This is a genomic window from Ideonella dechloratans, assembly GCF_021049305.1.
Taxonomy (GTDB): domain Bacteria; phylum Pseudomonadota; class Gammaproteobacteria; order Burkholderiales; family Burkholderiaceae_C; genus Ideonella; species Ideonella dechloratans.
Genome location: NZ_CP088081.1, coordinates 2249370 through 2261287, shown reverse-complemented (window position 1 = coordinate 2261287; position 11918 = coordinate 2249370). Strand labels below are relative to the sequence as shown.

Genomic DNA, 11918 nt, shown 5'->3' with positions numbered 1-11918 from the left:
CGACATGAGCGATACCACCACCCCTATTTCATCCTCTCCCGTCGAGCAGGCGCCAGATTCTGGCAAAGACAGTGTGGCGGAGGTGGTATCGCTCTACCAGAAGTCCCGTAAGATTTATGCCCGCAGCGTCACCGGTTGGTTTGCAACCTGGCGTTGGGCTCTGGTCTGGCTCACTCAGCTCGTGTTTTACGGGCTGCCTTGGCTGAGCTGGAATGACCGCCAAGCGATTCTTTTCGACTTGGGCGCCCGCAGGTTTTACATCTTCGGGCTGGTTCTCTACCCTCAGGATTTCATCTACCTGACGGGTCTCTTGATTGTCTCTGCCTACAGCCTTTTCCTTTTCACGGCGGTGGCGGGGCGTCTCTGGTGTGGATATGCCTGTCCTCAGACGGTCTACACCGAGATCTACATGTGGTTCGAGCAGAAGTTCGAGGGAGACCGGGCTCAGCGCATGCGGCTGGACCAGGGTCCTTGGACCTTGGAGCGTCTGCTGCGCAGAAGCGGCAAGCAACTCGCCTGGATTCTGTTCGGCTTGTGGACGGGTTTCACCTTTGTCGGCTACTTCACCCCGATTCGCGTTCTGGGTCATGAAGCGTTGACGCTGAGTTTTGGCCCCTGGGAATGGTTCTGGGTGCTGTTTTATGGCTTTGCCACGTATGGCAATGCCGGCTACATGCGCGAGCAGGTTTGCAAGTACATGTGCCCTTATGCCCGGTTCCAGAGCGTGATGTTCGACCGGGATACCCTGATCATCAGTTACGACACCGAGCGCGGTGAGCCGCGTGGTTCGAGGTCCAAGAAGGCCGATCCCGCCAAGATGGGCTTGGGGTCTTGTGTCGATTGCGGTTTGTGCGTTCAGGTGTGCCCCACCGGCATCGATATTCGCAAGGGCCTGCAATACGAGTGCATCGGTTGTGCGGCCTGCATCGATGTTTGCAACGGCATCATGGACAAGATGGGGTACCAGCGGGGGCTGATCCGCTACGCTACCGAGAATGGCCTGGAGCAGCATCTGGATCGCGGGTCGATGATGCGCCGCATCTTCCGTCCCCGTGTGCTGATCTACACCACCATCCTGATCGCGATCCTGTCGGCCTTCGCGCTGAGCATCTATCTGCGCAGCCCATTCCGGGTGGATGTGGTGCGGGACCGCGCTTCGCTGGCGCGCATCGTGGATGATGGTCGCGTCGAGAACGTGTACCGGATCCAGATCATGAACTCGGCCGAAGAGAAGCAGAAGTACCAGTTGAACGTGCGCGGCTTGCCAGGAATCATGATCGCGGGACCGTCGTCGTTCGAGTTGGACCCGGCCGAGGCACGTTGGATCACGGTGAGCGCTCAGATTCCCTTCGAGGCGGCACAGCAGGTCGGCAGTGGCATGCACGGAATCCAATTCGACGTCGAGCGCTTGGCTCATGACGACAAGACCCATCCTGTTCAGGTGGAAGAGAAGTCCACTTTCATGGTGCCCCGCTGAGCGGCACCTGAGGAATTAAGACATGTCGGCATCCGAAGTTTCCCCTGTTGCCAGCACCGCAGCCCAGGCACAGGATGCACAAAAGCCTTGGTGGCGGCACCCGATGGTGTGGCTGGTGATTTCCGGTCCGCTCTCGGTGGTCATCGCCAGCGTCATTTCTGCCGTGGTGGCTGTTCGCGGTGCCGATCCCGTGCTGCTGAGGGACGAGTCGGGTGGAGCATCCGAGGTTCATGATGGGGTGGACAGCATGACCCCTGCGCTCGCCGCGCGGAACCATGCGGCGACGCCCAAGCAAGAGCCCTGATTTTCAGGAGGGGGCAACCCCCCCCGCCGCGGCAGTCGGTGTCCTTCGAACCTGTCTGGATGGAAGGAGCATTGCCATGTCCGAATCTGCCCGCATGTGCTCGGTCAGGTTGCTCTGTGTGCTGTGGCCTGCGTTTCTGATGGCGGGGGTTGCAGAGGCCCTGGTCTTCGTCGTCGTTGACCCCAGCGAACTTCACTGGTTCGGCGCGGACAGGGTGAACTGGAGCCTGTCGGCCATCTACTCCGCGACATTCCTCATCTTCTGGGGGGTGATTTCCATCGCGGCAGGGCTGACCCAGTTGCTGAGTCTGCCGCCGGCCTCCTCACAAGACCCCAGGGATGCGGCGCATCCTGCCTGACTGGGGTTGACCGCCATCTCCCGATGGCGGCCGCCAAGAATCAGCAGTGGGCGCCGTTGATCAACTGCTGAAGACCGTCCTGGTCGATGATGCGGATGTGTCTCTGCTTGACTTCCAGCAGGCCGTCATCCTGGAACTTGGAGAACGTACGGCTCACGGTCTCGAGCTTGAGTCCCAGGTAGCTGCCGATTTCTTCCCGGGTCATCCGAAGTATCAGTGACGAGGCCGAGAAGCCCCGCGCCTGCAGGCGCTGGGTCAGGTTCATCAGGAAGGCGGCCAGCCGCTCTTCGGCCCGCATGCTGCCCAGCAGCAGCATCACGCCATGGTCGCGAACAATCTCGCGGCTCATGATCTTGTGGAACTGATGCTGCAGGTCGGTGAACTCGCGCGACAGTGACTCCAACTGGCCATAGGGGATGATGCAGACCTGGGAGTCCTCCAGGGCCACTGCGTCGCACGAGTGGCGATCGTTGCTGATGCCATCCAGCCCCAGCAGTTCTCCCGCCATCTGGAAACCGGTCACCTGATCGCGACCATCCTCCGAGGAGACGCAGGTCTTGAAGAAGCCCGTGCGAACAGCATAAAGCGACTGGAAGGCATCTCCGGCACGGAACAGCATGTCGCCCCGGGCCACGCTGCGGCGCGTGGCCACCAGGGCATCCAGTCTTTCCAGATCGGGACGGGCGAGCCCCACGGGCAGGCAAAGTTCGCGCAGATTGCAGCTGGAGCACGCGACCTTGAACGCGTCGGGTTTCACTTGGGTGGCGTCGGTCATAGGCCCATTATCAAAGAAGCATCCGTCTTGCTGCGCGATGGCGCGCTTCAGACGCGCCATGGAAGCCCGGGTGCAGGAGCGCAATTGTCCCGATCAGTATGGGTGGTTGCTTGAGTCAAATCAAGACCGGGCGCGGGACGGCTGGCACCATGGCGGCATGGTACAGATCTCAGACTCCGCCGATGTGCAGCTGCCGGTTGACTTGTTGCGGCAATTCGACGTTCCCGGCCCCCGCTACACCTCCTACCCGACGGCAGACCGGTTTGTCGAGGCGTTCACGGCGCACGACTATGCCTGCGCCTTGCGGCAGCGTGCGGAAGGGGCGGTGGTCGGGGGCAAGCCGCCGCTGTCGCTCTACATCCACATCCCCTTCTGCGAGTCGGTCTGCTACTACTGTGCTTGCAACAAGGTCATCACCAAGCACCATGAACGCGCCGGTGAGTACCTGGATGCGTTGGATCTCGAGATCGATCTTCACGCCAAGGCACTGGGCGAGCCCCAGGTGGTGTCGCAGCTCCACTTGGGAGGCGGGTCGCCCACCTTCCTGAGCGATGAAGAACTCGCGCGGCTGATGACGTCCCTGCGTCGGGCCTTCCAGCTGGCGCCGGGCGCGGAGATCTCCATCGAGGTGGATCCCCGCACGGCCTCTGCAGAGCGCTTGGCCCGCTGGCGGGAGTTGGGATTCAACCGTCTGAGCTTCGGCGTGCAGGACTTCGATGCCGAGGTTCAGAAGGCCGTGCACCGCGTGCAATCGTTCGAGAGCGTTCGTGATCTGGTCCGAAGTGCGCGTGACCTCGGCTATGAATCCGTGAACGTGGATCTGATCTACGGCCTGCCCAAACAGAACCCCGCCTCTTTCGCAAGGACGATCGATTTGGTCGGCGAACTGCGGCCTGACCGCATCGCGCTGTATGCCTATGCGCATTTGCCCCAGCGGTTCAAGCCGCAGCGACGCATCGACCCTGCCGAGTTGCCCACCGCTGCTGATCGGGTGACGATGCTGTCCGGTGCGATCGCCGGCTTCCTGTCCGGCGGCTACACCTACATCGGCATGGATCACTTCGCACTGCCGGGCGACGCTCTGGCCGCGGCCAAGCGGCAAGGGCGGCTGCATCGGAATTTCCAGGGCTACAGCACCCAGCCTGACTGCGATCTGATCGGCCTGGGGGTGTCTGCCATTGGACGCATGGGCGCCACCTACAGCCAGAATGCCAAGACATTGCCCGAGTACTACGATGCGGTGCGCCAGGGGCAGTTTCCTATCGTCCGCGGGCTGGCGCTCACACGCGATGACCTGCTGCGACGCGCGGTGATCATGGCCCTGATGTGCCAGGGGCGCCTGGAATTCGAGTCGATCGAACTGTCCCACCTGATCAAGGTGCCGGAGTACTTCAGGTCGGAGCTGGAATCCCTGGCGCCCTACGAGGCCATGGGGTTGGTGGTTCGGGAGCCTGGAGCGCTCCAGGTCACCGCCAAGGGATGGTTCTTCGTCCGCGCCATTGCCATGGCGTTTGACAAGCATCTTCAGGCGGATCGCGTCAGGGAGCGTTTCTCGCGCATCATCTGAAGGTGAACTATGCGTTGATCTTCAGTGCCCTGATGATGGGGCTGGCCGGCACGGTCCACTGCGTGGCCATGTGCGGCGCTTCCAGTGCCGCGGCTGTCGGGGCTTGTGGCGGCGGGCGTTTCGCGTGGGGCAGTTTTCACCTGGGCCGGGTGCTCGGCTACGCGGCGGCCGGCGCCATTGCGGCATCCAGTGTTTCCGCATTGGGTGAACTGGGGCAAATCAGTCCGGCCTTGCGTCCCTTGTGGGGGCTGGCGCACATGGCGGCCCTGGCGCTGGGCATCTGGCTGCTGGTGACCGGACGGCAGCCTGCCTGGCTGGACCGCCTGGGACGGGGCGGGCAGCGCGCCACCACCCTGTCGGGAGGTTGGCAGCGTGTGAGAGGGCCGGGCAAGGCCCTGGGCGCGGGCATGCTGTGGGTGGCCTGGCCCTGCGGGTTGCTTCAATCGGCCTTGGTGGTGGCGGCCCTGGCCAACGGGCCTTGGGGCGGCGCGTTGGTGATGACCGTCTTCGCCTTGGCCTCTTCCTTGGCCCTGGGGGCCGTGCCCGCCCTGCTGCTGCGCTGGATGGGGCAGCAGAACTCCGCAGCTCAGGCCGGCGTCATGGGGTGGGTGACCCGCCTGTCCGGCGCCGCACTGGCCGTGGCCTCCGCGTGGGCGCTCGGGCACGATCTCTGGATGCGCGTGGCGGCTTACTGCATTTCCTGAGTCCCGTCGGCTGCTGCGGGACGTGCAGGGTTTTGCATGCGAACGTCAGCCGAAAGACAGTTGGTCTGAACTAGAATTTCAGACTCTGGAACATCTTTTCATAACGACGCCTGGAGCCTAGCGACATGTACCAGCACATCAAGGTGCCCGAGGGTGGGCAGAAGATCACCGTCAACGCGGACTTCTCGCTCAATGTGCCGAACAACCCGATCATTCCTTACATCGAAGGCGACGGCACGGGCTTTGATATCACTCCGGTGATGATCAAGGTGGTGGACGCTGCTGTGGCCAAGGCTTACGCCGGCGCGCGCAAGATCCACTGGATGGAGATCTACGCGGGCGAGAAGTCCACGAAGGTCTACGGCCCCGACGTGTGGCTGCCGGCCGAGACGCTGGAAGTGCTGCGTGACTATGTGGTGTCCATCAAGGGCCCGCTGACCACTCCCGTGGGTGGCGGCATCCGTTCCCTGAATGTGGCGCTGCGTCAAGAGCTGGATCTGTACGTGTGCCTGCGTCCGGTGCAGTACTTCAAGGGCGTGCCCTCCCCGGTCAAGGCGCCGGAGAAGATCGACATGGTGATCTTCCGCGAGAACTCGGAAGACATCTACGCCGGCGTCGAATGGGAAGCCGAGAGCGAGAAGGCCAAGAAGGTCATCAAGTTCCTGATCGAGGAAATGGGCGTCAAGAAGATCCGCTTCCCCGAGACCTCTGGCATCGGTGTCAAGCCGGTGTCTCGCGAGGGCACCGAGCGTCTGGTGCGCAAGGCCATCCAATACGCGATCGACAATGACAAGCCCAGCGTGACCCTGGTCCACAAGGGCAACATCATGAAGTTCACCGAAGGTGGCTTCCGTGACTGGGGTTACGCCCTGGCCCAGAAGGAGTTCGGCGCCGAGCTGATCGACGGCGGTCCGTGGTGCAAGTTCAAGAACCCGAAGACCGGCAAGGACATCGTGATCAAGGATTCGATCGCCGATGCCTTCCTGCAGCAGATTCTGCTGCGCCCGGCCGAGTACTCGGTGATCGCCACCCTGAACCTGAACGGCGACTACATCTCTGACGCGCTGGCGGCCCAGGTGGGCGGCATCGGCATTGCCCCGGGAGCCAACCTGAGCGACTCGGTGGCGATGTTCGAAGCCACGCACGGCACGGCGCCGAAGTACGCGGGCAAGGACTATGTGAACCCGGGTTCCGAGATCCTGTCGGCCGAGATGATGCTGCGTCACATGGGCTGGACCGAGGCGGCCGATCTGGTCATCGCCTCCATGGAGAAGTCCATCCTGAGCAAGAAGGTCACTTATGACTTCGCCCGCCTGATGGATGGCGCCACCCAGGTGTCCTGCTCCGGTTTCGGCCAGGTGATGATCGACAACATGTGAGTCTGAACACCGGTCAGTTGGCCGGTTTTTGACCCCCGAAAAAAGCCCGGCACCGCGTAAGCGGTGCCGGGCTTTTTGTTGTCGGATACGGTCGCGCTCAGGAGCGGACGGGCTCCTCCAGTGGGCGGATGTTCTGCGCCATCTGCCCCTTGGGGCCCTGGACAAGTTCGAAGCGGACTTTCCCACCCTGCTTGAGGGTCCTGAAGCCATCCATCTGAATGGCGGAAAAGTGGGCAAATACGTCGCCGCCGCCGCTCTCCGGCTCAATGAAGCCAAAGCCTTTGGCGTCGTTGAACCATTTCACAGTGCCGATGGCTTCCATCGTTTTCCTCCTTTGGCCTTTTTCAGGCTTTTATTACTGACAATTTTTGGCACATGACGGGCGGGTGTCAATCACCATCGGTATCCGTGTTTCGTGCAAGGTGATGAGGTGTCACGGGCGGAGGAACTGCCCTTGCAATGTGTCACTTTTTGGCGCTTGCGCCAGGGCGGTCCGGAGGACCATTCCCTACCAGTGTGAACGGACTATCAAGTGGCTATACTGATTTCATGCCTTCGAACCGACCTTCCTTGCCCCCTGGAGGGGCTTCGACGTCCAAGCCCGAGGATGGGCAGGGCTCGGTCGTTGCCGAGCGCAAGGCACAGCGTACGCGTCCTCCCCGCATGTACCAGGTGGTCATGCTGAACGACGACTTCACCCCGATGGAGTTCGTGGTGATGGTGCTGCAAGAATATTTCAGGCTTGATCTAGAGGCCGCCACCCAAATCATGTTGAAGATCCACCATGAGGGGCGTGCGGTCTGCGGGGTGTTCAGCAAGGACATCGCCGCGACCAAGGTCGAACTGGTGCTCGCAGCAGCACGCCGCTCCGGACACCCGCTTCAATGCATTATGGAGGCCGCATGATCGCGCAAGAACTTGAAGTCAGCCTGCACATGGCCTTCGTCGAGGCCCGTCAGCAGCGCCATGAGTTCATCACCGTGGAGCACCTGCTGCTCGCGTTGCTGGACAACCCCTCCGCGGCCGAGGTTCTGCGCGCCTGCGCTGCCAACATCGAGGACCTGCGCAAAAGCCTGGTGGCTTTCATCAGGGAGAACACCCCGACGGTGGGCGGGACCGACGAGGTCGACACCCAACCGACGCTGGGCTTCCAGCGGGTGATCCAGCGCGCCATCATGCATGTGCAGTCCACCGGTGGCGGCAAGAAGGAGGTGACCGGCGCGAACGTGCTGGTGGCCATCTTCGGCGAGAAGGATTCCCACGCGGTCTATTACCTGCACCAGCAGGGTGTCACGCGGCTGGATGTGGTGAATTTCATCGCCCACGGCATCAAGAAGTCCGATCCGCCGGAGCCCGCCAAGGGCAGCGGCAGCGAGGGCGGCGCCCCGGAAGGAGAGAAGGAAGAGGGTGGCGAGGGCAAGGGATCTCCGCTGGAGCAGTTCACCACCAACCTCAACCAGCAGGCCAAGGAAGGCAAGATCGATCCGCTGATCGGGCGCGAGTCCGAGGTCGAGCGAGTCGTCCAGGTGCTGTGCCGTCGCCGCAAGAACAATCCCCTGCTGGTGGGTGAAGCCGGCGTGGGCAAGACGGCCATTGCCGAAGGCTTGGCCTGGCGCATCACCGAGGGCGACGTGCCGGAGGTGCTCTCCGACGCCATCGTCTATGCGCTGGACATGGGGGCTCTGCTGGCCGGTACCAAATACCGCGGCGACTTCGAGCAGCGGCTCAAGGGTGTGCTCAAGCAGCTCAAGGAGCAGCCCAAGGCCATCCTGTTCATCGACGAGATCCATACCCTCATCGGTGCGGGGGCGGCCTCGGGTGGCACCCTGGACGCCAGCAACCTGCTCAAGCCCGCCTTGTCCAGCGGTGCGATGAAGTGCATCGGTGCCACGACCTTCCAGGAGTACCGCGGCATCTTCGAGAAGGATGCGGCCCTGTCCCGTCGCTTCCAGAAGGTCGATGTGGTCGAGCCTTCGGTCGAGCAGACGGTGGAGATCCTCAAGGGCCTGAAGTCTCGTTTCGAAGAGCACCACAGCGTCAAGTACGCCCTGGGCGCTCTGCAGGCGGCGGCCGAGCTGTCGGCCAAGTACATCAATGACCGCCATCTGCCCGACAAGGCGATCGACGTGATCGACGAGGCGGGGGCGGCCCAGCGCGTGCTGCCCAAGAGCAAGCAGAAGAAAACCATCACCCGCAACGAGGTCGAAGAGATCGTCGCCAAGATCGCCCGCATCCCGCCGGCCAATGTGTCCAGCGACGACCGTGGCAAGCTCAAGAGCCTGGACCGCGACCTCAAGAGCGTGGTCTTCGGTCAGGATCCCGCGGTGGAAGCACTGTCCTCGGCCATCAAGATGGCCCGCTCAGGGCTGGGTCGTGCGGACAAGCCCATCGGTGCCTTCCTGTTCAGCGGCCCCACCGGCGTTGGCAAGACCGAGGTGGCCAAGCAGCTGGCCTTCATCCTGGGCATCGAGCTCATCCGCTTCGACATGTCGGAGTACATGGAGCGTCATGCGGTCAGCCGTCTGATCGGCGCGCCTCCGGGCTACGTGGGTTTCGACCAAGGCGGTCTGCTGACCGAAGCCATCACCAAGAAGCCGCATGCGGTGCTGCTGCTCGACGAGATCGAGAAGGCGCACCCGGACGTCTTCAACGTGCTGCTGCAGGTGATGGACCATGGCACGTTGACCGACAACAACGGGCGCAAGGCCGACTTCCGCAACGTCATCATCATCATGACGACCAACGCGGGCGCCGAGACCATGCAGAAGTCCACCATCGGCTTCACCACCCGCCGTGAGCAGGGCGATGAGATGGGCGACATCAAGCGCCTGTTCACGCCGGAATTCCGCAACCGCCTGGACGCCATCATCAACTTCCGCGCCCTGGACGAGGAGATCATCCTGCGGGTGGTCGACAAGTTCCTGCTGCAACTGGAAGAGCAGTTGGCCGAGAAGAAGGTCGAGGTCACCTTCACCGATGCCCTGCGGCAGCACCTGGCCAAGCGCGGTTTCGACCCGCTGATGGGGGCCCGGCCGATGCAGCGTCTGATCCAGGACACCATCCGCAAGGCCCTGGCCGACGAACTGCTGTTCGGTCGCCTGGTGGATGGCGGTCGCTTGACCGTGGACGTGGACGCCGAAGGCCAGGTGCAACTGGACATCCAGCCGGCCGGCAAGAGTGGTGACAAGCCCAAGGCCGAGGCCACGGCCGCGTAACTGACAGCGCGGCCTCACAAAGAAGAGAGCACCTCCGGGTGCTCTTTTGCGTTGGGCAGATGTCTGCGGTTCTCAGCGCTTGGCCGGATCCTGGCGGAAGTAGTCCCTGAACAGCGCGTGCAGGTCGGGGTGGTGCTGTCGGAAGGGGTGTGGGTTGACGAAGAAGGCCTCGGTGGCCACGGCGAAGAACTCCTGCGGGCCTTCGGCGCCATAGGGGTCGAGCAAGGTGGGCTGGCCCGCGTCGAGTCGCCGGCAGAAATCGTCCAGGGCTCCGTCCAGCACCTCGATCCAGTGGGTCTGGGCCGTCAGGCTGGGTTGCGGCGGAACACCGTCGGCCTCGCCATTGCACATGTCGATGACATGGGCGAACTCATGCACAACGACGTTGTAGCCGTCCGTGGCCAGTTCGCCCGCCTCGTCCACGTCCGGCCAGGACAGCATCACGGGGCCGCCGGCCATGGCCTCGCCGCTGAGCCACTCGTCGTATTCGTGCACCACCCCGTCGTGGTCGGTCACATGCCGGCGTGCCACCACCTCATCGGGGTGGACCACGATGCCGACGAAGCCGTCGTAAAGGGCCAGATCCAGGTGCAGGATGGGCAGGCAGGCCTGCGCGGCAATGGCCACGGCCATCTCGTCGGTGACGACCAGCCCCTGGGCTCCCGCAAACTCCTTGCGCGCCAGAAACGCGCTGCTGAGCTGGCGCAGCGTCTCGCTTTCGGGCGGGCTCAGGCCCTGCAGAAAGGGGTAGCGCGCCATCACCGCGGTCCACAGGGGCGGCGGGATGTCATGGCGTGAACGCGCGCGCCCTTCGCGCCAGTTCCTCCAGCGTTGCCACCAGCCCATCATTCGGCTCTCAGAGAGGAATCAGGGACTCCCGCCGCACACCTTCGGCAGACCAGAACAGCATGTCGGCCCGCGGCTGCGCCTGGTCCAGTTCCCAGTCGCACAGCACCTCCCGCACGGCGCCGCCGGGCAGGCTGTCGCGGCCGGGGCGGTGGGTGTGGCCGTGGATCATCAGCGGGGCGCCTGCGGCAGCCAGCCACTGGCTGCACAGCTGAGCATCTGCGTCGGCATAGCTCTCGGGAGCCCGTCCGCCGTCGCGGCTGGCGGCGCGCATCTGTCTGGCCAGCGCCACCCTCTCCTCGAGGGGTCTGGCCAGCAGCGCCGCCTGCCAGGCCGGCTGGCGCACCTGGGCGCGGAACTGCTGGTAGGCCGTGTCGGCAATGCACAGCGCATCGCCATGGGTCACCAGCAGCGAGTCACCCCAGGCGGCCCGCAGCACCGTCGGGTCGGGCAGGTCACGACAGCCCGTCTCGGCAAAGAAGCGCTCGCCGAGCAGAAAGTCGCGGTTGCCGCGCAGCACATGGATGGGCAGGCGCCGCGTGGCGACACGCAACGCCTGCGCGCAGCGCGCCTCGAAGGGCAGGGCCAGCATGTCGTCGCCCACCCAATACTCGAAGAGGTCGCCCAGGATGAACAGCGCGTCGGCCTGCACGGTCTCCAGCAACCGCTCGAAAGCGGCCGTGGTCCGCGGCAGATCCTCACTCAGGTGCAGGTCGGAAATGAAAGCCACCTGCCGCCAATCGGCGGGCAGGCGGAGTTCCGCGCAACGCGGGAACGCCTCGACCGCCTCAGGCAATCTCGACAGCCTTCTCGATCACCACGACTTCCAGCGGCACGTCGTCATGGAAGCCCTTGCGGCCGGTGCGCACCTTCTCGATGGCGTCCACCACCTCGGTGCCTGCCACGACCTTGCCAAACACGGCATAGCCCCAGCCGCTGGGCGACTCGCTGGTGAAGTTCAGGAAGTCGTTGTCCTTGGTGTTGATGAAGAACTGTGCCGAGGCCGAGTGGGGCGCGTTGGTGCGGGCCATCGCGATCGAGTACTTGACGTTCTTCAGGCCGTTGTTGGCCTCGTTCTGGATCGGGGCATCGGTCGGCTTCTGGTTCATGTCGGCCGTCATGCCGCCGCCCTGGATCATGAAGCTCTTGATCACGCGGTGGAACACGGTGCCGTCGTAGTGGCCCTTGTTCACATAGGACAGGAAGTTGGCGACGGTGGTCGGCGCCTTGGTCTCGTCGAGCTCAAGGCGGATCACACCGGCGGAAGTGGTCAGTTCAACGGTCTTGGTCATG

Annotated in this window: 13 protein-coding genes; 8 read left to right on the top strand and 5 right to left on the bottom strand. The window is 63.5% G+C overall.

All coding sequences use genetic code 11. The features are described 5' to 3' along the window. Positions 1–4 precede the first annotated feature (4 nt). From ccoG to LRM40_RS10515, 3 genes are all read left to right on the top strand, one after another. Entirely contained in the window at positions 5–1477 is a 1473-nt protein-coding gene (ccoG, locus tag LRM40_RS10525; RefSeq protein WP_151123095.1) for a cytochrome c oxidase accessory protein CcoG, read from the top strand. A gap of 22 nt (positions 1478–1499) precedes the next feature. Further along, positions 1500–1781: a nitrogen fixation protein FixH gene (locus tag LRM40_RS10520; protein WP_151123096.1), complete on the top strand. Its 282-nt coding sequence runs from the start codon at positions 1500–1502 to the stop codon at positions 1779–1781. Between the two features lie 76 nt (positions 1782–1857). Continuing rightward, positions 1858–2139: a hypothetical protein gene (locus LRM40_RS10515; RefSeq protein WP_151123097.1), complete on the top strand. Its 282-nt coding sequence runs from the start codon at positions 1858–1860 to the stop codon at positions 2137–2139. A gap of 40 nt (positions 2140–2179) precedes the next feature. Here the strand turns inward: LRM40_RS10515 and fnr are convergent, their stop codons facing one another. After that, positions 2180–2914 (bottom strand): fumarate/nitrate reduction transcriptional regulator Fnr, encoded by a 735-nt coding sequence (fnr, locus tag LRM40_RS10510; protein ID WP_151123098.1) that lies wholly within the window; start codon positions 2912–2914, stop codon positions 2180–2182. Positions 2915–3071: 157 nt separating this feature from the next. Between fnr and hemN the strand changes: the two genes are divergently transcribed. The 3 genes from hemN to icd all read left to right on the top strand — a co-directional run bounded on the left by hemN (position 3072) and on the right by icd (position 6564). Then, a complete protein-coding gene (gene hemN / locus LRM40_RS10505) occupies positions 3072–4481 on the top strand; it encodes an oxygen-independent coproporphyrinogen III oxidase (protein ID WP_151123170.1) in 1410 nt (469 codons plus the stop codon). Positions 4482–4483: 2 nt separating this feature from the next. After that, entirely contained in the window at positions 4484–5185 is a 702-nt protein-coding gene (locus LRM40_RS10500; protein WP_151123099.1) for a sulfite exporter TauE/SafE family protein, read from the top strand. A gap of 125 nt (positions 5186–5310) precedes the next feature. Further along, positions 5311–6564 (top strand): NADP-dependent isocitrate dehydrogenase, encoded by a 1254-nt coding sequence (gene icd / locus LRM40_RS10495; RefSeq protein ID WP_151123100.1) that lies wholly within the window; start codon positions 5311–5313, stop codon positions 6562–6564. Between the two features lie 97 nt (positions 6565–6661). Here icd and LRM40_RS10490 read toward each other — a convergent pair whose 3' ends face one another. Beyond that, complete coding sequence (locus LRM40_RS10490) at positions 6662–6886, bottom strand: cold shock domain-containing protein (RefSeq protein ID WP_151123101.1); 225 nt, start codon at positions 6884–6886, stop codon at positions 6662–6664. A 227-nt stretch (positions 6887–7113) separates the two neighbouring features. On the opposite strand from LRM40_RS10490, the gene clpS reads away from it, so the two are divergent. Both clpS and clpA read left to right on the top strand, forming a co-directional pair. Further along, a complete protein-coding gene (gene clpS, locus LRM40_RS10485; protein ID WP_151123102.1) occupies positions 7114–7470 on the top strand; it encodes an ATP-dependent Clp protease adapter ClpS in 357 nt (118 codons plus the stop codon). Further along, positions 7467–9779 carry an ATP-dependent Clp protease ATP-binding subunit ClpA gene (gene clpA / locus LRM40_RS10480; RefSeq protein ID WP_151123103.1) on the top strand — a complete coding sequence of 771 codons (2313 nt, stop codon included), beginning with the start codon at positions 7467–7469 and terminating at the stop codon, positions 9777–9779. The genes clpS and clpA overlap by 4 nt, the downstream gene beginning before the upstream one ends. A 72-nt stretch (positions 9780–9851) precedes the next feature. Here clpA and LRM40_RS10475 read toward each other — a convergent pair whose 3' ends face one another. From LRM40_RS10475 to LRM40_RS10465, 3 genes are read right to left on the bottom strand one after another with little or no spacing between them, the layout of a single operon-like run. Then, positions 9852–10628, bottom strand: coding sequence for a M90 family metallopeptidase (locus LRM40_RS10475; protein WP_151123104.1), 777 nt, complete (start codon positions 10626–10628; stop codon positions 9852–9854). A gap of 7 nt (positions 10629–10635) precedes the next feature. Further along, entirely contained in the window at positions 10636–11355 is a 720-nt protein-coding gene (locus tag LRM40_RS10470) for a UDP-2,3-diacylglucosamine diphosphatase (RefSeq protein ID WP_231067502.1), read from the bottom strand. 58 nt (positions 11356–11413) lie between these two features. Further along, the gene (locus tag LRM40_RS10465; RefSeq protein WP_151123106.1) at positions 11414–11917 is read right to left on the bottom strand and encodes a peptidylprolyl isomerase; all 504 of its coding nucleotides are present in this window, start codon (positions 11915–11917) and stop codon (positions 11414–11416) included. Between the last annotated feature and the right edge of the window lies 1 nt (position 11918).

Excerpts from the sequence above, each read along its gene's own strand:
- ccoG (WP_151123095.1), top strand. The coding sequence starts at position 5 with ATGAGCGATACCACCACCCCTATTTCATCCTCTCCCGTCGAGCAGGCG.
- LRM40_RS10520 (WP_151123096.1), top strand. The coding sequence starts at position 1,500 with ATGTCGGCATCCGAAGTTTCCCCTGTTGCCAGCACCGCAGCCCAGGCA.
- LRM40_RS10515 (WP_151123097.1), top strand. The coding sequence starts at position 1,858 with ATGTCCGAATCTGCCCGCATGTGCTCGGTCAGGTTGCTCTGTGTGCTG.
- fnr (WP_151123098.1), bottom strand. The coding sequence starts at position 2,914 with ATGACCGACGCCACCCAAGTGAAACCCGACGCGTTCAAGGTCGCGTGC.
- hemN (WP_151123170.1), top strand. The coding sequence starts at position 3,072 with ATGGTACAGATCTCAGACTCCGCCGATGTGCAGCTGCCGGTTGACTTG.
- icd (WP_151123100.1), top strand. The coding sequence starts at position 5,311 with ATGTACCAGCACATCAAGGTGCCCGAGGGTGGGCAGAAGATCACCGTC.
- LRM40_RS10490 (WP_151123101.1), bottom strand. The coding sequence starts at position 6,886 with ATGGAAGCCATCGGCACTGTGAAATGGTTCAACGACGCCAAAGGCTTT.
- clpS (WP_151123102.1), top strand. The coding sequence starts at position 7,114 with ATGCCTTCGAACCGACCTTCCTTGCCCCCTGGAGGGGCTTCGACGTCC.
- clpA (WP_151123103.1), top strand. The coding sequence starts at position 7,467 with ATGATCGCGCAAGAACTTGAAGTCAGCCTGCACATGGCCTTCGTCGAG.
- LRM40_RS10475 (WP_151123104.1), bottom strand. The coding sequence starts at position 10,628 with ATGATGGGCTGGTGGCAACGCTGGAGGAACTGGCGCGAAGGGCGCGCG.
- LRM40_RS10465 (WP_151123106.1), bottom strand. The coding sequence starts at position 11,917 with ATGACCAAGACCGTTGAACTGACCACTTCCGCCGGTGTGATCCGCCTT.